Annotated in this window: 22 protein-coding genes; 15 read left to right on the forward strand and 7 right to left on the reverse strand. The window is 54.8% G+C overall.

Going from position 1 to position 19,186, the window contains the following annotated elements:
* Positions 1 to 225 precede the first annotated feature (225 nt).
* From ulaA to BJP35_RS02655, 6 genes are read left to right on the forward strand one after another with little or no spacing between them, the layout of a single operon-like run.
* The gene (ulaA, locus tag BJP35_RS02630; RefSeq protein WP_025206247.1) at positions 226 to 1,626 is read left to right on the forward strand and encodes a PTS ascorbate transporter subunit IIC; all 1,401 of its coding nucleotides are present in this window, start codon (positions 226 to 228) and stop codon (positions 1,624 to 1,626) included.
* Positions 1,627 to 1,638: 12 nt separating this feature from the next.
* Entirely contained in the window at positions 1,639 to 1,944 is a 306-nt protein-coding gene (gene ulaB / locus BJP35_RS02635) for a PTS ascorbate transporter subunit IIB (RefSeq protein ID WP_014168329.1), read from the forward strand.
* Positions 1,945 to 1,953: 9 nt separating this feature from the next.
* Entirely contained in the window at positions 1,954 to 2,421 is a 468-nt protein-coding gene (gene ulaC / locus BJP35_RS02640) for a PTS ascorbate transporter subunit IIA (RefSeq protein ID WP_047743159.1), read from the forward strand.
* Positions 2,422 to 2,434: 13 nt separating this feature from the next.
* The gene (gene ulaD / locus BJP35_RS02645; protein WP_008502901.1) at positions 2,435 to 3,085 is read left to right on the forward strand and encodes a 3-keto-L-gulonate-6-phosphate decarboxylase UlaD; all 651 of its coding nucleotides are present in this window, start codon (positions 2,435 to 2,437) and stop codon (positions 3,083 to 3,085) included.
* Positions 3,086 to 3,094: 9 nt separating this feature from the next.
* Complete coding sequence (locus tag BJP35_RS02650; RefSeq protein WP_047743161.1) at positions 3,095 to 3,955, forward strand: L-ribulose-5-phosphate 3-epimerase; 861 nt, start codon at positions 3,095 to 3,097, stop codon at positions 3,953 to 3,955.
* A complete protein-coding gene (locus BJP35_RS02655) occupies positions 3,948 to 4,634 on the forward strand; it encodes an L-ribulose-5-phosphate 4-epimerase (RefSeq protein WP_047743163.1) in 687 nt (228 codons plus the stop codon). Before BJP35_RS02650 ends, BJP35_RS02655 begins: the two co-directional genes overlap by 8 nt.
* Before the next feature lie 141 nt (positions 4,635 to 4,775).
* Here the strand turns inward: BJP35_RS02655 and yjfY are convergent, their stop codons facing one another.
* Positions 4,776 to 5,051 (reverse strand): DUF1471 family protein YjfY, encoded by a 276-nt coding sequence (gene yjfY, locus BJP35_RS02660; RefSeq protein ID WP_025206244.1) that lies wholly within the window; start codon positions 5,049 to 5,051, stop codon positions 4,776 to 4,778.
* Between the two features lie 341 nt (positions 5,052 to 5,392).
* On the opposite strand from yjfY, the gene rpsF reads away from it, so the two are divergent.
* From rpsF to BJP35_RS02685, 5 genes are all read left to right on the forward strand, one after another.
* Complete coding sequence (gene rpsF / locus BJP35_RS02665; protein ID WP_014068637.1) at positions 5,393 to 5,788, forward strand: 30S ribosomal protein S6; 396 nt, start codon at positions 5,393 to 5,395, stop codon at positions 5,786 to 5,788.
* A 6-nt stretch (positions 5,789 to 5,794) separates the two neighbouring features.
* Positions 5,795 to 6,109, forward strand: a complete 315-nt coding sequence (priB, locus tag BJP35_RS02670) for a primosomal replication protein N (protein WP_014068638.1) — start codon at positions 5,795 to 5,797, stop codon at positions 6,107 to 6,109.
* A gap of 4 nt (positions 6,110 to 6,113) precedes the next feature.
* On the forward strand, positions 6,114 to 6,341 hold the full coding sequence (rpsR, locus tag BJP35_RS02675; RefSeq protein WP_000135199.1) for a 30S ribosomal protein S18: 228 nt from the start codon (positions 6,114 to 6,116) through the stop codon (positions 6,339 to 6,341).
* 41 nt (positions 6,342 to 6,382) lie between these two features.
* On the forward strand, positions 6,383 to 6,832 hold the full coding sequence (gene rplI / locus BJP35_RS02680) for a 50S ribosomal protein L9 (RefSeq protein ID WP_014168334.1): 450 nt from the start codon (positions 6,383 to 6,385) through the stop codon (positions 6,830 to 6,832).
* A 150-nt stretch (positions 6,833 to 6,982) separates the two neighbouring features.
* Entirely contained in the window at positions 6,983 to 7,912 is a 930-nt protein-coding gene (locus BJP35_RS02685) for a DMT family transporter (protein WP_025205818.1), read from the forward strand.
* A gap of 45 nt (positions 7,913 to 7,957) precedes the next feature.
* Here BJP35_RS02685 and BJP35_RS02690 read toward each other — a convergent pair whose 3' ends face one another.
* A complete protein-coding gene (locus BJP35_RS02690) occupies positions 7,958 to 8,602 on the reverse strand; it encodes an OapA family protein (protein WP_032679427.1) in 645 nt (214 codons plus the stop codon).
* Positions 8,603 to 8,835: 233 nt separating this feature from the next.
* Here BJP35_RS02690 and fklB point away from each other — a divergent pair, with 233 nt between their 5' ends.
* Together fklB and cycA are read left to right on the forward strand one after the other, a co-directional pair.
* Entirely contained in the window at positions 8,836 to 9,456 is a 621-nt protein-coding gene (fklB, locus tag BJP35_RS02695; RefSeq protein ID WP_025205816.1) for an FKBP-type peptidyl-prolyl cis-trans isomerase, read from the forward strand.
* Between the two features lie 313 nt (positions 9,457 to 9,769).
* Complete coding sequence (gene cycA, locus BJP35_RS02700; protein ID WP_014168338.1) at positions 9,770 to 11,179, forward strand: D-serine/D-alanine/glycine transporter; 1,410 nt, start codon at positions 9,770 to 9,772, stop codon at positions 11,177 to 11,179.
* A gap of 64 nt (positions 11,180 to 11,243) precedes the next feature.
* Here the strand turns inward: cycA and ytfE are convergent, their stop codons facing one another.
* A complete protein-coding gene (ytfE, locus tag BJP35_RS02705) occupies positions 11,244 to 11,906 on the reverse strand; it encodes an iron-sulfur cluster repair protein YtfE (RefSeq protein WP_014168339.1) in 663 nt (220 codons plus the stop codon).
* Positions 11,907 to 12,150: 244 nt separating this feature from the next.
* On the opposite strand from ytfE, the gene BJP35_RS02710 reads away from it, so the two are divergent.
* Entirely contained in the window at positions 12,151 to 13,800 is a 1,650-nt protein-coding gene (locus BJP35_RS02710; RefSeq protein ID WP_014168340.1) for a methyl-accepting chemotaxis protein, read from the forward strand.
* Here the strand turns inward: BJP35_RS02710 and BJP35_RS02715 are convergent.
* The 3 genes from BJP35_RS02715 to BJP35_RS02725 all read right to left on the reverse strand — a co-directional run bounded on the left by BJP35_RS02715 (position 13,797) and on the right by BJP35_RS02725 (position 16,592).
* Positions 13,797 to 14,762 (reverse strand): DMT family transporter, encoded by a 966-nt coding sequence (locus BJP35_RS02715; RefSeq protein WP_086462890.1) that lies wholly within the window; start codon positions 14,760 to 14,762, stop codon positions 13,797 to 13,799. The genes BJP35_RS02710 and BJP35_RS02715 overlap by 4 nt on opposite strands.
* Before the next feature lie 75 nt (positions 14,763 to 14,837).
* On the reverse strand, positions 14,838 to 15,662 hold the full coding sequence (locus tag BJP35_RS02720) for an AraC family transcriptional regulator (protein ID WP_047743178.1): 825 nt from the start codon (positions 15,660 to 15,662) through the stop codon (positions 14,838 to 14,840).
* 81 nt (positions 15,663 to 15,743) lie between these two features.
* On the reverse strand, positions 15,744 to 16,592 hold the full coding sequence (locus BJP35_RS02725) for an SDR family oxidoreductase (protein WP_047743180.1): 849 nt from the start codon (positions 16,590 to 16,592) through the stop codon (positions 15,744 to 15,746).
* Between the two features lie 84 nt (positions 16,593 to 16,676).
* Between BJP35_RS02725 and BJP35_RS02730 the strand changes: the two genes are divergently transcribed.
* Positions 16,677 to 17,063 (forward strand): helix-turn-helix domain-containing protein, encoded by a 387-nt coding sequence (locus tag BJP35_RS02730; protein ID WP_014168344.1) that lies wholly within the window; start codon positions 16,677 to 16,679, stop codon positions 17,061 to 17,063.
* 44 nt (positions 17,064 to 17,107) lie between these two features.
* Here BJP35_RS02730 and BJP35_RS02735 read toward each other — a convergent pair whose 3' ends face one another.
* Entirely contained in the window at positions 17,108 to 19,051 is a 1,944-nt protein-coding gene (locus BJP35_RS02735; RefSeq protein WP_047743182.1) for a bifunctional 2',3'-cyclic-nucleotide 2'-phosphodiesterase/3'-nucleotidase, read from the reverse strand.
* Positions 19,052 to 19,186 lie beyond the last annotated feature (135 nt).

Here is a 19,186-nt window from a genome sequence, read left to right on the forward strand (position 1 = left end):
CTTCTTGTTATCTTTTACCGTATTAATCATTAATTGAATGAATTATATGGAAATAATTTTATATAGCATGCCGAAGTGAAAATCATTACTAACACCAGGGAAATAATTTGCGTGATGCGTCACAAATAATCAGATTTAATCTTGTGGTGATTATTTGTGATTAATAGAGTGTTGTCACCAACCGCACAGGGATTGCCCCTCGTGTTCTCATTTCTGGAGAGAGTTATGGAGATCCTCTACAACGTCTTTACCGTGTTCTTTAATCAGGTAATGACTAATGCCCCGCTGTTGTTGGGCATCGTGACGTGCCTTGGCTATATCCTGCTGCGTAAAAGCGTCAGCGTTATTATTAAAGGCACCATTAAAACCATCATCGGTTTCATGCTGTTGCAGGCGGGTTCAGGCATTTTGACCGGCACCTTCAAACCGGTAGTGGCCAAAATGTCGGAAGTCTATGGCATCAACGGCGCCATCTCTGACACCTACGCCTCGATGATGGCCACCATCGATCGCATGGGCGATGCCTACAGTTGGGTAGGGTATGCGGTTCTGCTCGCGCTGGCGCTGAACATCATTTACGTTCTGTTGCGCCGCATTACCGGTATTCGCACCATCATGCTGACTGGCCATATCATGTTCCAGCAGGCGGGGCTGATTGCGGTTTCCTTCTTTATCTTCGGCTACCCAATGTGGACGACCATTATCTGCACCGCGGTGCTGGTCTCGCTCTACTGGGGTATCACCTCCAACATGATGTACAAGCCCACGCAGGACGTCACCGACGGTTGCGGCTTCTCCATCGGCCACCAGCAGCAGTTTGCCTCCTGGATTGCCTATAAAGTCGCGCCGTATCTGGGTAAAAAAGAAGAAAGCGTCGAAGATCTTAAACTGCCGGGCTGGCTGAATATTTTCCACGACAATATCGTCTCTACGGCGATTGTGATGACCCTCTTCTTCGGTGCCATTCTGCTCTCCTTTGGCATTGACGTCGTGCAGGCGATGGCGGGTAAAACCCACTGGACTGTCTATATCCTGCAGACCGGTTTCTCCTTCGCGGTGGCGATTTTCATTATCACCCAAGGCGTGCGTATGTTCGTTGCCGAGCTGTCCGAAGCCTTCAACGGTATCTCTCAGCGTCTGATTCCAGGTGCGGTACTGGCGATTGACTGCGCGGCTATCTACAGCTTCGCGCCAAACGCGGTGGTCTGGGGCTTCATGTGGGGCACCATCGGCCAACTGATTGCGGTGGGTATCCTGGTGGGCTGCGGCTCTTCCATTCTGATCATTCCTGGCTTTATCCCGATGTTCTTCTCCAACGCCACCATCGGCGTCTTTGCGAACCACTTTGGTGGCTGGCGCGCGGCGCTCAAGATCTGCCTGGTGATGGGGATGGTGGAAATCTTCGGGTGTGTGTGGGCAGTCAAGCTCACCGGTATGAGCGCCTGGATGGGCATGGCCGACTGGTCAATTCTGGCACCACCGATGATGCAGGGCTTCGCCTCCGTTGGCCTGATCTTTATGGCTGTCATCATCCTCATTGCCCTGGCTTATATGTTCTTCGCTGGTCGCTCTCTGCGGGCTGAAGAAGATGCAGAAAAACAAACAGCAGAAGTTTCTGCTCATTAAGGAGTTTCGATTATGACCGTACGTATCCTGGCTGTGTGTGGCAATGGGCAAGGGAGTTCCATGATCATGAAGATGAAAGTGGACCAGTTTTTAACCCAGTCAAACATCGACCACACGGTGAACAGCTGCGCAGTGGGCGAATACAAAAGTGAACTGAACGGCGCGGACATCATCATCGCCTCTACCCACATCGCCGGTGAGATCACCGTGACAGGCAACAAATATGTGGTAGGCGTGCGCAACATGCTGTCGCCAGCCGATTTTGGGCCAAAGCTGCTGGAAGTGATCAACGCGCATTTCCCACAAGATGTGAAGTAAGGACGCAACATGAAACTACGTGATTCGCTGGCAGAGAATAGCTCCATCCTTTTACAGGCCGACGCCAGCACCTGGCAGGAAGCGGTGAAACTTAGCGTAGATCTGCTGGTAAAAGCCGATGTTGTCGAGCCGCGTTATTACCAGGCCATTCTGGATGGTGTTGCAGAGCACGGCCCTTACTTCGTGATTGCACCAGGGCTGGCGATGCCGCATGGCCGCCCGGAAGAGGGCGTTAAAAAAACCGGCTTTGCGCTGGTTACGCTGAAAACACCACTGGCTTTCAACCACGACGATAACGACCCGGTCGACATCCTCATCACCATGGCGGCTGTTGATGCCAACACCCACCAGGAGGTGGGCATTATGCAGATCGTGAATCTGTTTGATGATGAGGCCAACTTCGACCGTTTACGCGCCTGCCGCACCGAGCAGGATGTGCTGGATTTAATTGATAACGCCACTGCGGCGGCAGTTTAAGAGGGAATTGAAAATGTCATTACCAATGTTGCAGGTCGCGCTGGATAACCAGACTCTGTCTCACGCTTACGAAACCACCCGCCTGATTGCGGAAGAAGTGGACATCATCGAAGTCGGTACCATTCTGTGCGTGGGTGAAGGCGTTCGCGCCGTCCGCGACCTGAAGGCACTGTATCCGCATAAAATCGTGCTGGCGGATGCCAAGATTGCCGATGCGGGCAAAATTCTTTCCCGTATGTGTTTTGAAGCCAATGCCGACTGGGTCACCGTTATTTGCTGTGCGGATATCAACACGGCTAAAGGTGCGCTGGATGTGGCAAAAGAGTTCAACGGTGATGTGCAGATTGAGCTGACCGGGTTCTGGACCTGGGAGCAGGCGCAGGAGTGGCGTGACGCGGGCATTCAACAGGTGGTTTATCACCGCAGCCGTGATGCGCAGGCCGCTGGGGTAGCGTGGGGGGAAGCGGATATCAGCGCGATTAAGCGTCTGGCCGATATGGGCTTCAAAGTGACCGTGACCGGAGGCCTGGCGCTGGAAGATCTGCCGCTCTTCAAAGGTATCCCAATTCATGTCTTTATCGCAGGCCGTAGCATCCGTGATGCCGCCTCTCCGGTAGAAGCCGCGCGTCAGTTCAAACGCTCAATCGCTCAGCTTTGGGGCTAAGGAGCGGGTATGTTGTCTAAACAAGTCCCGCTCGGCATCTATGAAAAGGCACTCCCTGCGGGGGAGTGTTGGCTGGAGCGGCTGCAACTGGCGAAACAACTCGGCTTCGATTTTGTCGAAATGTCAGTGGATGAGACAGACGAACGCCTGTCTCGCCTTGACTGGAGCCGCGAACAGCGTCTGGCACTGGTTAGCGCCATCGCTGAAACGGGGGTACGTGTGCCTTCCCTGTGCCTCAGCGCCCACCGTCGTTTTCCGCTTGGCAGTGAAGATGATGCTGTGCGTGCTCAGGGGCTGGAGATCATGCGTAAAGCCATTCGCTTTGCCCAGGATGTCGGCATCCGTGTGATCCAGCTGGCGGGGTATGACGTTTACTATCAGGACGCCAACAATGAAACGCGCCGTCGTTTTCGTGACGGCCTGAAAGAGAGCGTCGACATGGCAAGCCGTGCTCAGGTGACGCTGGCGATGGAGATCATGGATTATCCGTTAATGAACTCCATCAGCAAGGCGCTGGGTTACGCGCACTACCTGAATAATCCGTGGTTCCAGCTCTACCCTGATATCGGCAATCTGTCAGCCTGGGATAACGACGTGCAGATGGAACTGCAGGCGGGTATTGGTCATATCGTGGCGGTTCATGTCAAAGATACCCGGCCTGGTGTATTCAAAAATGTTCCGTTCGGCACCGGGGTGGTGGATTTCGAACGGTGCTTCCAGACGCTCAAACAGACAGGGTATTGCGGGCCTTACCTGATTGAGATGTGGAGTGAAACGTCGGACGACCCGGCAGCCGAAGTGGCGAAGGCGCGGGCCTGGGTCCGTGAACGTATGGCGCGGGCTGGGTTGCTGGAGGCTGAGTATGCATAAGCTTAAGCAGCAGGTCTTTGAGGCCAATATGGATCTACCTCGCTACGGTCTGGTGACGTTTACCTGGGGTAACGTCAGCGCCATCGACCGTGTGCAGGGGCGGGTCGTGATTAAGCCCAGCGGTGTGCCCTATGAGTCCATGACCGCCGACGACATGGTGGTTGTGGATCTCCATGGCAACGTGGTTGACGGAAAGTGGCGTCCTTCTTCTGATACCGCCACCCATCTGGCACTGTATCAGCGTTATCCCTCCCTGGGCGGCGTTGTGCATACACACTCGACTCATGCCACGGCCTGGGCGCAGGCAGGGCTGCCCATTCCGGCTCTTGGCACCACGCATGCAGACTACTTCTTTGGCGATATTCCCTGCACGCGGGCATTAACGCAGGCCGAAGTGGAAGGGGAGTATGAACTCAACACCGGTCGCGTCATTATCGACACGCTGGCTGAGCGTGAGCCGCTGCATACGCCGGGTATTGTGGTGTATCAGCACGGTCCATTCTCGTGGGGAAAAGACGCTCACGATGCCGTGCATAACGCGGTGGTGATGGAGGAAGTGGCGCGAATGGCGTGGATCGCCCGCGGCATCAATCCGCAGCTTCAGGGCATTGATGATTACCTTATGAATAAACATTTCATGCGTAAACATGGGCCCAACGCCTATTACGGGCAGAAGTGAATAAGTGCTCTGGAATACCGAAAAACAGTTGTAACCGGTGGTATTTCAGAGCCATTAGCAAAAAAAAGCCCCCGGGCAGGGGGCAAGTTAAACTATGGCTATGTTCTCTTTGTTGGCTTTCCTGGTGCTAGCGTTAAAGCGTTATCGGTAGATATCTGCACTGGCGTGCATATTGCCGTTGCTGCCGGGCTCACGCATCAGTATGACGTGATAATATTGTGCACCCTGAGCATCGGTCTCTTGATTGAGTGCCTGATCTGCTTCACTTTCAGTGGCGAAATTATGATTGATGTAGATTACGCCTAAGCTCTGCACATCATCCATGTTTTGGGCCTGCCGGCCGTCTATCTTGATGGCTGCCATCGCGTTTGCACTGAGCAAAAGTGCAGCCATTACGGCAAATGCGATTTTTTTCATGATATGCGCTCCACGACTGCGTGCTGTGAAAGGGGGTGTTGCTCTCCTTTTATAAATAAGGTCTCTGATTAAAGTGTAATCACTTATCCGGCGGGGATGCGTGACCATTTCTGATGCTGTTGTTCAAAAAAACAACGCTTCCTGATGTGATTAATTTTAAATCACCCACTTAGACCAGCTTTACGCTTTGTGCGAATTATTTGTGCAATCAGCTTGAGTTTCCAGGGGCGCGCAAGTATTATGACGCGTCAATTTTTCAGCCGACCTTTAACACGTTCCTTGCCTCCCCGGGCCTCGGCTGACCCAGACAGGAGGCTGAATAATCCGTAAGGAGCAATTCGATGCGTCATTACGAAATCGTTTTTATGGTCCATCCTGACCAGAGCGAACAGGTTCCGGGCATGATCGAGCGCTACTCTGCTGCCATCACTGGTGCAGAAGGTACGATCCACCGTCTGGAAGACTGGGGCCGCCGTCAGCTGGCTTACCCGATCAACAAACTGCACAAAGCACACTACGTTCTGATGAACGTTGAAGCGCCGCAGGAAGTGATCGATGAGCTGGAAACTACCTTCCGCTTCAACGATGCCGTTATCCGCAGCATGGTTATGCGTACCAAAAACGCAGTGACCGAAGCATCTCCGATGGTTAAAGCGAAAGACGAGCGCCGTGAGCGTCGCGATGATTTCGCAAACGAAACCGCAGATGATTCTGATGCTGGGGATTCTGAAGAGTAATTTCTGATGACCAACCGTCTGGTGTTGTCCGGTACCGTGTGCAGGACCCCCCTTCGTAAGGTCAGTCCATCAGGAATTCCGCATTGCCAGTTCGTGCTTGAGCATCGTTCTGTGCAAGAGGAAGCCGGCTTTCACCGGCAGGCGTGGTGCCAAATGCCCGTTATTATTAGCGGACACGAAAACCAGGCCATTACTCACAGTATAACGGTCGGTAGCGCAGTAATCGTTCAGGGGTTCATTTCTTGCCACAAGGCAAAGAACGGCCTGAGCAAAATGGTTCTGCATGCCGAGCAGATTGATTTGATAGATTCTGGAGACTAGCCATATGGCACGTTATTTCCGTCGTCGCAAGTTCTGCCGTTTCACCGCGGAAGGCGTTCAAGAGATCGACTATAAAGATATCGCAACGCTGAAAAACTACATCACCGAAAGCGGTAAGATTGTCCCAAGCCGTATCACCGGTACTCGTGCAAAATACCAGCGTCAGCTGGCTCGCGCTATCAAACGCGCTCGCTACCTGTCCCTGCTGCCGTACACTGATCGTCATCAGTAATCGGGCACGGTCCATTAATACGACTTTAAGAGGATAAGGTAATGCAAGTTATTCTGCTTGATAAAGTAGCAAACCTGGGCAGCCTGGGTGATCAGGTAAACGTTAAAGCGGGCTACGCTCGTAACTTCCTGGTTCCACAGGGTAAAGCTGTTCCAGCTACCAAGAAAAACGTAGAGTTTTTCGAAGCACGTCGCGCTGAACTGGAAGCCAAACTGGCTGACGTTCTGGCGGCTGCTAATGCTCGCGCTGAGTCAATCAACGCACTGGGCACTGTTACCATCGTTTCCAAAGCTGGCGACGAAGGTAAACTGTTCGGTTCCATCGGTACCCGCGATATCGCTGATGCAGTAACTGCAGCTGGCGTTAAAGTGGCTAAGAGCGAAGTTCGTCTGCCGAACGGTGTTCTGCGTACCACTGGTGAGCACGAAGTGGACTTCCAGGTTCACAGCGAAGTGTTCGCTAAACTGGTTGTTAACGTTGTAGCTGAGTAATTTTACTCTGCTCACGTCGAAGCGCCGGCCTTGTGCCGGCGTTTTGCTTTTTAAGGGACCAGACTCGCGCTTTTAATGCTTGTAGGGTCGCTATTCCTGGCGCATTCTCTGATAATAAAATGAAACGCAATTTTATTTATGAGATTCGACATGGAAACCGCTCTGCCCACGCCCGTATTTGCCCGTCGAAAGGTGGCCTATGCCTGCGCCACGCTCTGCTGTCTGCTTTGGGGTAGCTCTTACCCGGCCATAAAAAGCGGCTATGAACTCTTCCAGATTGCCACTGATGATATTCCCTCAAAGGTCGTGTTCGCCGGTTACCGTTTTCTGTTTGCGGGTGTGCTGCTGCTTCTCTTTGCGTTAGCACAGCGTAAGCCCATCGGCAGGTTCACGCCCGGGCAGTTTGGCCAATTGACCGTCCTGGGACTGACGCAGACGAGCATTCAGTACACCTTCTTTTATATCGGACTGGCCTACACGACAGGCGTGAACGGCTCAATCATGAACGCCACCGGCACTTTCTTCAGCGTGCTGCTGGCGCACTTCATCTACCACAACGACAAGCTCAGCTATAACAAAACGCTTGGCTGTATTCTGGGCTTTGCCGGAGTGATGCTGGTTAACTTCCACGGCGGGTTAAGCGAATTCAGCTTCGTCTGGAAGGGAGACGGGTTTGTGGTGCTGGCAGCCTTTATCCTTTCTGCCGCCACGCTTTACGGAAAACGCATCTCCCAGACCGTCGACCCGACGGTGATGACCGGCTGGCAGCTCGCTATCGGCGGCGCGGCGCTGGTGGCGGGTGGCTATCTCACGGGAGGGACGCTGGAAGTGCATAGCATGACGGCCGTCGCGGTGCTGGGGTATCTGACGTTACTCTCTTCGGTAGCGTTCGCCCTCTGGAGCGCGCTGCTGAAAGTGAACCGCGTAAGTATGATTGCCCCGTTCAACTTTGTGATCCCCGTTGCCGGGACGGTGCTGTCCGCCATTTTCCTCGGTGAAAACATTCTGGACATCAAATATGCGATTGCGCTGGTGCTGGTCTGCTCGGGAATCTGGTGGGTCAATAAGCGGAGTCACTAAGAAGGGCATTGCCGGGAGGCTGACTCGCCTTACCCGGCCGGAACATTAACGTGCTCTGATAAAACTGCCGTCAGGCTGGCGGGTAAACAGCACCTGCTGGCCATTTCCCGTATCAATCGTGAGCCCGGTGACGACGCCGCTGGCATTCTGACGTATCTGCACCAGCTGGCCGTTCTGCAAATTACTGAGCGGCTTGCCCGCGCCTTCCACCTGCGCCATGGCATACACATCGGTTGGCGGCAGATTATGGTCGCGGAACAGCTGCGCAAGGGTTTTACCCGGCTCTACGCGATAGGAACGCCACTGCTGCTCAATGCCGGTTGGCTGCTGAGCCTGTGGCTCTGCCGGGGCCGCGGCCTGTTCCTGTGGCTGTTCATCCTGAATGGGTTCCGGTTCAACAGGCGCAACCTGTCCCGGATCGTTCGTCGGGGTGACCAGTTGCGTCTGCACAGGCTGTGTGTCCGGCTGCGGTCGCGTTTGCGACTGAATATCCAGCTGGGCATTGCGGGTCACCGTCGCGGTGTCGGCGTCATCGCCACCGGAAGGAAGCAGGAAGCCCACGATCACCATCAGCGCGCCAATGATGATCCCTCTGCGATGCAGAGGCGGCAGCGGGTCCATGATGCGAAAATTGTCCGGCGCCTGCCAGATTTTCGCCAGGGTAGGTTTCAGTTCAAATCGCCCGGGCATGGCTCTCCTCCTGCTCCGCGTCTTTTTTATCCTGTGCTCCGAAGTATAGTTTGCTAACTGCCTGAACGGCGTAGCAAACCCGACATCCGTGACATTCGTTCGGGATTAATCCTGGTTCTCTCTATTGTTTCTGTTTCGTCGCGGTTTGTCACCTTAACTTCAGACAAAGTTTTACCCATAAGGGCATGGCTGATATGCTGCCCGCTACTTTAAATGTGATGGAAGGAAAACCCATGACCACCCCGACTTTTGACACTATCGAAGCGCAGGCAAGTTACGGTATCGGCTTGCAGGTAGGACAGCAGCTGAGCGAATCCGGCCTGGAAGGTCTGTTACCCGAAGCGCTGGTGGCGGGTATCGCTGATGCGCTGGAAGGCAACAACCCGGCAGTTCCGGTTGATGTTGTGCACCGTGCGCTGCGTGAAATCCACGAACGTGCTGACGCCGTGCGTCGCGCGCGTTTCGAAGAGATGGCTGCAGAAGGCGTGAAATATCTGGAAGAGAACCGTGAGCGTGAAGGCGTGAACAGCACTGAGTCTGGCCTGCAGTTCCGCGTGATCAACCAGGGCGACGGCGCAATCCCGGCGCGTACTGACCACGTTCGCGTGCACTACACCGGTAAACTGATCGACGGTACGGTGTTCGACAGCTCTGTAGCACGTGGCGAACCGGCTGAATTCCCGGTTAACGGCGTTATCGCGGGCTGGATCGAAGCGCTGACCCTGATGCCAGTGGGTTCCAAATGGGAACTGACTATCCCGCACAACCTGGCGTACGGCGAGCGTGGCGCTGGTGCGTCCATCCCGCCATTCAGCACCCTGGTGTTTGAAGTCGAGCTGCTGGAAATTCTGTAATCAGCTTTTCTTATTTCCTCTCTCCTTCGGGGGAGAGGAATATAGTGATAAAACCTATAGTTACGACGGAATCAACATTTTATCTTGCAAACGAAACTGTTGCGTGTATTTTTGTGAGCTGTTTCGCGTTGTATGAGTGATATGACACTCACTTTAAACATATTATTAACATAATATCCAAATCATAGTATTCATCCCGCCGATTCTTACCTAATATCGATGAGTCCTTTCATGGGGACCGTTATTTTTTTGACGTATTTAAAGGCCAGAAGAGCCTTAACAACACAGACAGGCATAAACAGGAAAATATCACATGGTAGATCAGGTTAAAGTCGTCGCCGACGAAGAGGCGTCGTCTGAACAGTCGCTACGGCGCAATCTCACAAACCGTCATATTCAGCTCATTGCCATCGGGGGTGCCATCGGTACCGGGCTGTTTATGGGGTCAGGTAAAACCATCAGTCTTGCCGGGCCGTCGATCATTTTCGTTTATATGATCATCGGTTTTATGCTCTTCTTCGTGATGCGTGCAATGGGTGAATTGCTGCTCTCGAACCTCGAATACAAGTCCTTTAGCGATTTCGCTTCCGACCTGCTTGGCCCCTGGGCGGGCTACTTCACCGGCTGGACCTACTGGTTCTGCTGGGTGGTGACCGGCATGGCGGATGTGGTCGCCATCACGGCCTACGCGCAGTTCTGGTTCCCTGGGTTATCGGACTGGGTGGCCTCGCTGGCGGTGATTGTTCTGCTGCTGAGCCTTAACCTCGCCACCGTTAAAATGTTCGGTGAGATGGAGTTCTGGTTTGCGATGATCAAAATCGTGGCGATTATCGCCCTGATTGTTGTCGGCCTGGTGATGGTACTGACGCACTTCCAGTCTCCAACCGGCGTTCAGGCTTCGTTCGCGCATCTGTGGAATGACGGCGGCTGGTTCCCGAAAGGCATCAGCGGCTTCTTTGCCGGTTTCCAGATTGCGGTGTTTGCCTTTGTGGGGATTGAGCTGGTCGGTACCACGGCGGCGGAAACTAAAGATCCGGAGAAATCCCTGCCGCGCGCGATTAACTCCATCCCGATTCGTATCATTATGTTCTACGTGTTCGCGCTGATTATCATCATGTCCGTGACGCCGTGGAGCTCTGTTGTACCGACCAAGAGCCCGTTCGTTGAGCTGTTTGTACTGGTTGGATTGCCTGCGGCCGCAAGCCTGATTAACTTCGTGGTGCTGACCTCCGCGGCCTCTTCAGCCAACAGTGGGGTGTTCTCTACCAGCCGTATGCTGTTTGGTCTGGCACAGGAAGGGGTTGCGCCACGCGCGTTTGCCAAACTGTCTAAGCGTGCGGTGCCGGCGAAAGGGCTGACCTTCTCCTGTATCTGCCTGCTGGGCGGTGTGGTGATGCTCTACGTGAACCCGAGTGTGATCGGTGCGTTTACCATGATCACCACGGTCTCTGCGATCCTGTTCATGTTCGTCTGGACCATCATCCTGTGTTCTTACCTGGTGTACCGCAAACAGCGTCCGCACCTGCATGAAAAATCGATCTACAAAATGCCGCTGGGCAAGCTGATGTGCTGGGTGTGCATGGCGTTCTTCGTCTTCGTGCTGGTTCTGCTGACGCTGGAAGACGATACCCGTCAGGCGTTAATCGTCACGCCGCTGTGGTTCATCGCGCTGGGGCTGGGATGGTTATTTATCGGTAAGAAACGTATGGCAGGCATGCGTTAATAAAAAAGGCCACAGATGCTGTGGCCGAATGATAACCTCAGGAAGGCGCTCTCGGGCGCCTTTTTTATTCACCTGCGAGGGCACGCGGGAACAGGACGTTGTTCTCAAGACTGATGTGTTCCATCAGGTCGTCGATCATCTCGTTAATGCCGTTGTACATCGCTTTCCACGTGGTGCACGCCTCTGGTGGCGGTGTAACGTTATGGGTAGTGTGTTTAATCACTTCCAGCAGCTCGCCTGCATCATCATGTTCGCTTTCCATGACGCTGATGGGCCCCATCGCCTGGCTGCCCATACCCTGTTTGATCATCGGGAAGAGGATTTGCTCCTCTTTCATCATGTGGCTGGAAAGCTCTTCGTGAAGCAGGGTCAGGTATTTCGCCAGACCGCGCGGTACGGAAGGTTTGTCGGCGTGAACGCGCTCCACTTTTGTCGCCTGCAGGATCAGTTCAGGCAGCTGTTCGCGGTGACGGTCATGAAAACGCACGATGATATGGTCGATGATGTCGGCAAGGGCTGCAGTGCGCCAGTCTTTCTCAATAGGCTGCTCAGCCAGTTGCGCCAGCTCCGCTTCAATGAGCCCCACATCCAGCTCTTTACGCGAGGCGGCACGTGCCAGGGTTTGCTTACCGCCACAGCAGTAATCCATATCGTATTTACGAAACAGCGCGGACGCGCGCGGGATGGAGAGCGCCAGCTCGCCAAGGGGTTGGTCGCGGAAGGCCATAGCAGTTACCTCGTCATCAATAATATAAAGTGCATTTTAAATGCATCTTTAAGGCGGCGCTATAACCCTTTAGAGGGAAGGGGAAAAGTGAGAACCAGATCACAAAAAATAATGACTTTTAACTTGCTGAATGAATGCAGGAAATTACTTTAGAAAGTTTTTTAACGTGGGGAAACAGTAAACAACTCGCCGTGCCTGCCGATATATCCACGTCAGACAAACCTGCATATAAAAAAGGCAACGCATGTTTAAACGTATAAAAGTCATTACCCTTCTTATTTCGGTGCTGCTTGTGCTCGGCATCATGCAAGTCATTTCCGCCGGCATTTTTATCAACGCGCTGAATAACGACAAAGATAACTTCACCGTCTCGCAGCTCTCAAGCCAGAATGTCGCCGAGTTTACCGATGCATGGATCAGCCTCAACCAGGCCCGCGTGACCCTGAACCGCGGCATGCTGCGTCTGCAAAGCAGCATGGCGTCTCAGATTAACGGCGGCCAGTTGAATGAACTGGTGAACACGGCGAAGAACCTGCTGGCGGATGCGCAGTCCCATTACGATAAATACTACGCTTTGCCTAATACTCCGGGTCTGGACGAGAATCTGGCTAACCGTCTGGAAGAGCAGTACCGCATTTACTCCGCCACGCTAACGCAAATGAACGTCCTGCTGGGCCAGGGCAATCTGGAAGATATGTTCAAGCAGAATGCGGAGCAGAAACAGACCGCGATGCAGAACGTGTACCGTGAATGGCGTGAAGCGCAGGCCGTCCTCACGGACAGAGGGATTAAAGACAACGAAAACGATTATAAACGTATCCTGTGGATCCTCTCTGCGGTCATGCTGCTGGTGATTGCTGTGATCGTCTCCAGCTGGATTGCGATGCGCCGCGTTCTGCTGCTGCCGCTGCAGGATGTGATTGGCCATATCCGCGCCATTGCCGCAGGGGATTTGACCCAGCCGATTCAGGCAGAGGGTAAGAATGAAATGGCAATCCTGGCGCGCAACGTTCAGGAGATGCAAACCTCGCTGGCAAACACGGTGGGCGTGGTGCGTGAAGGTGCAGACACCATTTACACCGGTGCAGGGGAAATCTCTGCGGGCAGCAACGACCTCTCTTCCCGTACCGAGCAGCAGGCTGCCTCTCTGGAAGAGACGGCTGCCAGCATGGAACAACTGACCGCCACGGTAAAACAAAACGCCGATAACGCACGTCAGGCTTCCCGTCTGGCGCTCGATGCCTCCTCAACCGCGAAGAAGGGCGGTAACGTGGTGGAGGGTGTGGTGCGCACCATGGACGACATTGCGACCAGTTCCAGCAAAATTGCGCAAATTACCAACGTAATCGACGGCATTGCCTTCCAGACCAACATCCTGGCGCTGAACGCGGCGGTGGAAGCCGCGCGTGCAGGCGAGCAGGGCCGTGGCTTTGCGGTGGTCGCAGGTGAGGTGCGTACCCTTGCCCAGCGTAGCGCTCAGGCGGCAAAAGAGATTAAAGCGCTGATCGATGATTCCGGCGAGCGCGTGAATGCCGGCTCACAGCTGGTAAACGAAGCCGGGGCGACGATGGCGGAGATCGTGAATGCGGTCACCCGCGTGACCGACATCATGGGCGAGATTGCCTCTGCCTCTGACGAGCAGAGCCGCGGTATCGATCAGGTAGGTCAGGCGGTGGCCGAGATGGATCGCGTGACCCAGCAGAACGCCTCGCTGGTAGAGGAGTCTGCGGCAGCGGCGGCCGCGCTGGAAGATCAGGCGGCACGCCTGAACGAAGCGGTGGCGGTGTTTAAAATTACCCGCAACCCGGTGGTCAACGCCGCGCCGGTGAAAAGCTACACTCCAGCGGCTAAACCTGTTGCGGCGACGTCTGAAGCGAACTGGGAAACGTTTTAACTCTCTGAAGCCGGAACGACCATCGGTTTTTCCGGCTTTGCTCTCACCGCCATCACGACCCCAACGACCAGCAATATAATCCCGCAGGCGGTTAACAGCGGCGGTACGCTCTGGCGCATCAGGAAGGTGTAAAGCAGCCCGGCCAGCGTTTCGAATACAATCAACGGCCCTAAAATCACCGTTGGCAGCTTCTGGCTGGCGATATTCCAGCACAGCGCGCCCACCCACGAGCAGAGCACCGCAATCGCCAGCATCAGCCCGACAAAGACCCACGGTCTCGGCCCGAACGGTTGAGCGAAATCCGGTTGCTGATGACCTAACCAGAGACAGGCCCCCACATAGCCTATAAGCGAAACCGGGAGCGTGACCAACGCCTGAGCCGTCGCCCACATCATCGGGTGTTTATCCGGGTTTTCCCGCAGCCAGCGCGCATTGCGCAGGGCATACCACGCCCAGCACACCACGGAAACGAATGCCAGCAGGATGCCAGAACCGTAACGCAACAGCGAGAAGTTCTCCAGCCCATGCTGCAGCTCGGCAATGTTGACGCAGACCAGCCCCACGGCGGTACACACCAACGCTGGTACCATTTTTGACCACGCCAGTTTCCCGTCGCGGTGGCTGTAAAGCAGGTTAGCGAAGACCGGGATCACCACGGGCAGCGTGCCGATAATCATGGTAGATACCGGTGCCCCGGTTCGCTGAATGGCGCTCGCCAGGCAAACATAATAGATAAGGTTGCCCATCATGGTCAGCGCCAGCGCGGTGAACCAGTCCTGTCGGCCGAGCTGACGCAAACGTGCACGACCGAGCCACGCCAGCGGGAGAGCAATCAGTCCCAGTGCCAGATAACGTCCGGTCGACTGCAGCATTGCCGGGTACTCCGGCACGATCAGCGGGCCGACAAAAATCAGTCCCCACATCAGACCCGCAAGCAGGGCATACAACACACCACTAATCATTTTTCCATCCACATCGGTTTATTCTGCGTTCAGTGTAGGAGGGGGAAGGGCGCGCGTATTGTATGAGGTTGCGCATCAGCGCTTAACGACCTGTTTCTGGTAGCGCACGGGGGTAATGCCATAGCGGCGGGTAAAGGCGCGAGTCAAATGGGACTGATCGGTCAGCCCGGTCGCGGCGGCGACTTCGGCGGCGGGCATGCCGTGTGTGAGAAACGCTTTGGCGCGCCACAGGCGGATAGCCATCAGCATCTGATGCGGAGTGACATGGAAATGCGCCTTGAACTGGCGCTGAAAATGGTAGGGGCTGAGTGAGACTACGTTGGCCAATTCGTCCAGCGTCAGGGCGTGCATGTAGTTGTCGTGCATATACTCACGAACCCGTTCGAACCGGTGTGCACCTTCCCGGGTAACCGGCGCGTGGCGGGCTAACGGCTGGAAGGTCTCGATCAGATCCAGCAGCAAGCCTTTTTGCGCCAGCGGGTCGTCCGTATGCCACAGGCCATAGATAAGCCTGCCGATTTGCTGTGAGCGCAGCGGGTCATGGCGGGTTACGTCGCTAAACCACCAGTGGCGAAGGCCGGTCACCTCTTCCAGCAGATCGGGTTCAATGTAAACCATCCGGTAGCGCCAGCCGCCATCCGTCGCCGACTCCCCGGTGTGGAGCTCGTCCGGGTTCATGGTCACGACGGATTTTTCCGCCGCGAGATGCTGGGTACCGCGATAGCGAAAGCGTTCGGCACCGGTTTCAATGGTGCCGATGCCGAAGGCTTCATGCGTATGAGGCTCAAAGGCGTAGTCAGAAATATGCGCGTGATAAAGCTCCAGGCCCGGCAAATGCGCCAGATGGCGAAAGCGCGCGCTGTCTCTCTCATCAATGAACTGTTCCGGTACGCCCTGCACGGTGAACCTCCTCATGAGTCATCTCTCCATTATCAGAGATGACCCGAGGGGATGCTACAAAAAATAACCATTTTGCAACATTTACAGGATGGCTTTAATGCTCTCTGAAAGCGGTGTGGTTGGACGCCCGATCAGTTTGCTCAGCGTATGGCTGTCGTCAAACAGACCGCCTTTAGACGCGCCCACATCGGAGTCCGCCAGCATATCCGCCAGCCCGGCAGGCAGGCCAACGCCCTTCAGCGCCGCGGCAAAATCCTTTTCGCTCATGTTCTGATACGTCACGTTTTTGCCGCTCTGTTTGCTGAGTTCGGCTGCCAGTTCACTCAGCGTCCAGGCGTGGTCGCCGGCCAGCTCGTATACGTTGCCTGCATGGCCGTCCCCGGAGATGACTTTTGCCGCGGCAGCCGCGTAATCCGCACGGGTGGCGGAGGCGATTTTGCCTTCACCGGCCGCGCCAATAAATACGCCATGCTCCAGCGCGGGCGGTGCGCTCGCCAGATAGTTTTCGGTGTACCAGCCGTTACGCAGCAGGGCGTAAGGGATGCCGGACTCCGCCAGCGCCTTCTCCGTCGCGACGTGTTCAACGTGCAGGCCCAGCGGCGATTTATCCGCATGCAGAAGGCTGGTATAGGCGATGAATTTCACGCCAGCGGCTTTGGCAGCATTAATGACGTTCTGATGTTGGGTGGCGCGCTGACCCACTTCGCTGGAGGAGATCAGCAGCAGCTTTTCTACGCCCTTAAGCGCGGAGGTCATTGTGCTTTCGTCAGCGTAATCCCCCTGACGAACGGTAATTCCCTGCTGGCGCAGGGCTTCAGCTTTTGCCGGATTGCGGACAATCGCCACAATCTGGTTTGCCGGTACGGTGTTTAACAGCTGTTTGATAACGAGCTGGCCAAGCTGGCCGGTTGCGCCGGTAATTGCGATCATGATGAATCCTCTTCGTGTTTGTCTGGTGTTGTGGCACACTAGCACCATAGCTAACTTTTAGTAAGTACGTACATAAAGGTAAGTATGAAAACAACGATACCGACACTTAGCGAACAAATGCGCGATGGCAACCTCTTCGCGGAACAGTGCCCTTCCAGAGAGGTTCTCAAACATGTCACCAGCCGCTGGGGCGTGCTGATTCTGGTGGCCCTGCGACAGGGAACCCACCGTTTCAGCGACCTGCGCCGAAAAATGGGGGGTGTCAGCGAAAAGATGCTGGCCCAGTCGCTACAGGCGCTGGAACAGGACGGGTTTGTGAATCGCGTCTCGTATCCGGTTGTACCACCGCACGTTGAGTATAGCCTGACGCCGTTAGGGACAGAGGTGAGTGAGAAAGTGGCCGCGCTGGCGGACTGGATAGAAGTGCATACGCCGCAGGTGATGGCGAACCGGGAAGAACGCGCGGCGTAAAGGCAGGCCGGGTAAGGCGAAGCCGCTACCCGGCACACACCGCGTTACTTGCTTAAATCCACCTGATAAATGGCGAAGCCAATATCATCTGTTGCAACTTTCTTCATCGGATAGTGGGCTTTATCGTTAATAAACGCCGCCGCTTTATCGGACGGTGAAGTTTCAAAACGGATGTCCAGCGGCGTGTCGCTGTGAATGGGGGCCAGGCGCCAGTTGTTGTCCACTGCCGGATGAATGCCCCCCGCTTTTTTGGACTCCGCGCTGATCCACGCCGCCAGTACCGAGCGGTTCTCGTCCGGTGAGGCAAAGGCAATATGGCTATCTCCCGTGCCGGCAAACTTGCCGCCGTAGGCGCGGTAGTTATTGGTTACCACCAGGAAGATGGCATTCGGGTCGATGGCTTTGCCCTTAAAGGTCAGGTTTTTGATGCGCTCGGCCTGCGGGTTAATGACCTGGCATTCGCCGTCATATTTTGCAGGCTGGGTAACATCAATCTGATACTCCACGCCGTCAATCACGTCAAAGTTATAGGTCCGGAACCCGTCCCAGTTAATCAGCGACTGCGGCTTGCTGCTGTGCGGATCAATCTGGTTAAACTGCCCGGCGGAGCACTCCAGCCATTCCTTCACCTCTTTACCCGTCGCTTTCACTACCACCAGGGTGTTCGGATAGAGATAGAGATCGGCGGCGTTACGGAAGGTCAGCTGGCCCTTTTCGACTTCAACGTAGCTTGCCGGGTCATTCTTACGCCCGCCCACTTTGAACGGTGCCGCGGCCGACAGCACCGGCAGTTTTGCCAGGTCCGGGTCGCCCTGAATAACGTGTTCGACATAGGCTTTTTGCGCCATGTTAACCACCTGGACAGTCGGGTCATCCTGCACCAGCGCCAGGTAGCTGTACATGTTATCCGCCGATTTACCGATCGGCTTGCTGACGAAGTCGCGGGTGGCGTCGTGGTCATGCTTCAGCACGTCGACCAGTTTTTTATCTTCGGCGGCGAGTGATTTTTTAGCCGCAGCGTCGTAAATCGGGCGCGCCTCTGCTTTTGACTGAGTGACCTTCCAGTCGCCGCCGTCGTTATTGAGGACCAGATCCACCACACCAAGGTGATCGCCCCACATGCCCGGCATCACCGACGGCACGCCATTGAGCGTCCCTTTCTCGATGTCTGCACCCTTAATGTTGGCAAAGTCCTTACCCGGGAAGACCGCGTGGGCGTGGCCGAACAGAATCGCATCGACGCCCGGGACTTCACTCAGATAATAAACGGAGTTTTCCGCCATGGCCTGATACGGATCGGCGGAGAGTCCCGAGTGCGCAACCACCACCACCAGATCTGCGCCTTTTTCGCGCATTTCCGGCACGTATTTGCGCGCAGTTTCGGTAATATCGTTAACGGTCACTTTACCGTCGAGGTTGGCTTTATCCCAGGTCATGATTTGCGGCGGCACAAAGCCGATATAGCCGATTTTAAGCGTCTGTTTTTTACCGTCCTGATCGACAACCTCGGTCTCTTTAATCAGATAGGGGGTAAAGAGCGGCTTCTGCGTCTTAACGTCGATGATATTGGCGTTAACGTACGGGAATTTCGCGCCAGCCAGCGCATCGTGCAGGTACTTCAGGCCGTAGTTAAATTCGTGGTTGCCCAGGTTGCCGACGGTATAGTCCAGGGTGTTCATCGCTTTATACACCGGGTGGATCTCGCCTTTCTTCAGCCCCTTCGCGGCAATGTAGTCCCCGAGCGGGCTACCCTGAATGAGATCGCCGTTGTCGACCAGCACGCTGTTTTTAACTTCATTGCGGGCGGCAGCGATCAAACTTGCCGTGCGTACCAGTCCGAATTTTTCCGTAGGGGTATCTTTGTAGTAATCGAAGTCCATCATGTTGCTGTGCAGGTCGGTAGTTTCCAGAATTCGCAGGTCTACCGTCGCCGCCTGTACGCTCACTGCAATCAGCGTCGCCAGGAGCGTTGCGCTAAACTTAATCATCAGAGGAGTCCTTTTTTCGATCCAGGCCACAAAAGAGTATGTATCTATAGCGTGTTGCTTACAGAAATGTGAATCCTGACAGAAAAAAGCGCCATGAAACCAGAATTGCTTCACAGATAGCGGAATTGTTCCCAT

This window comes from Enterobacter sp. J49 (assembly GCF_002148625.1).
GTDB classification, from domain to species: Bacteria; Pseudomonadota; Gammaproteobacteria; order Enterobacterales; family Enterobacteriaceae; genus Enterobacter; species Enterobacter ludwigii.

Bases quoted from the DNA above. Each gene is read 5' to 3' on its own strand.
- yjfY (WP_025206244.1), bottom strand. From the start codon at position 5,051: ATGAAAAAAATCGCATTTGCCGTAATGGCTGCACTTTTGCTCAGTGCA.
- rpsR (WP_000135199.1), top strand. From the start codon at position 6,114: ATGGCACGTTATTTCCGTCGTCGCAAGTTCTGCCGTTTCACCGCGGAA.
- ulaB (WP_014168329.1), top strand. From the start codon at position 1,639: ATGACCGTACGTATCCTGGCTGTGTGTGGCAATGGGCAAGGGAGTTCC.
- rpsF (WP_014068637.1), top strand. From the start codon at position 5,393: ATGCGTCATTACGAAATCGTTTTTATGGTCCATCCTGACCAGAGCGAA.
- BJP35_RS02735 (WP_047743182.1), bottom strand. From the start codon at position 19,051: ATGATTAAGTTTAGCGCAACGCTCCTGGCGACGCTGATTGCAGTGAGC.
- ulaC (WP_047743159.1), top strand. From the start codon at position 1,954: ATGAAACTACGTGATTCGCTGGCAGAGAATAGCTCCATCCTTTTACAG.
- priB (WP_014068638.1), top strand. From the start codon at position 5,795: ATGACCAACCGTCTGGTGTTGTCCGGTACCGTGTGCAGGACCCCCCTT.
- BJP35_RS02730 (WP_014168344.1), top strand. From the start codon at position 16,677: ATGAAAACAACGATACCGACACTTAGCGAACAAATGCGCGATGGCAAC.
- fklB (WP_025205816.1), top strand. From the start codon at position 8,836: ATGACCACCCCGACTTTTGACACTATCGAAGCGCAGGCAAGTTACGGT.
- BJP35_RS02650 (WP_047743161.1), top strand. From the start codon at position 3,095: ATGTTGTCTAAACAAGTCCCGCTCGGCATCTATGAAAAGGCACTCCCT.
- BJP35_RS02715 (WP_086462890.1), bottom strand. From the start codon at position 14,762: ATGATTAGTGGTGTGTTGTATGCCCTGCTTGCGGGTCTGATGTGGGGA.
- BJP35_RS02690 (WP_032679427.1), bottom strand. From the start codon at position 8,602: ATGCCCGGGCGATTTGAACTGAAACCTACCCTGGCGAAAATCTGGCAG.
- cycA (WP_014168338.1), top strand. From the start codon at position 9,770: ATGGTAGATCAGGTTAAAGTCGTCGCCGACGAAGAGGCGTCGTCTGAA.
- BJP35_RS02710 (WP_014168340.1), top strand. From the start codon at position 12,151: ATGTTTAAACGTATAAAAGTCATTACCCTTCTTATTTCGGTGCTGCTT.
- ulaA (WP_025206247.1), top strand. From the start codon at position 226: ATGGAGATCCTCTACAACGTCTTTACCGTGTTCTTTAATCAGGTAATG.
- ulaD (WP_008502901.1), top strand. From the start codon at position 2,435: ATGTCATTACCAATGTTGCAGGTCGCGCTGGATAACCAGACTCTGTCT.
- BJP35_RS02685 (WP_025205818.1), top strand. From the start codon at position 6,983: ATGGAAACCGCTCTGCCCACGCCCGTATTTGCCCGTCGAAAGGTGGCC.
- ytfE (WP_014168339.1), bottom strand. From the start codon at position 11,906: ATGGCCTTCCGCGACCAACCCCTTGGCGAGCTGGCGCTCTCCATCCCG.
- BJP35_RS02655 (WP_047743163.1), top strand. From the start codon at position 3,948: ATGCATAAGCTTAAGCAGCAGGTCTTTGAGGCCAATATGGATCTACCT.
- BJP35_RS02725 (WP_047743180.1), bottom strand. From the start codon at position 16,592: ATGATCGCAATTACCGGCGCAACCGGCCAGCTTGGCCAGCTCGTTATC.
- rplI (WP_014168334.1), top strand. From the start codon at position 6,383: ATGCAAGTTATTCTGCTTGATAAAGTAGCAAACCTGGGCAGCCTGGGT.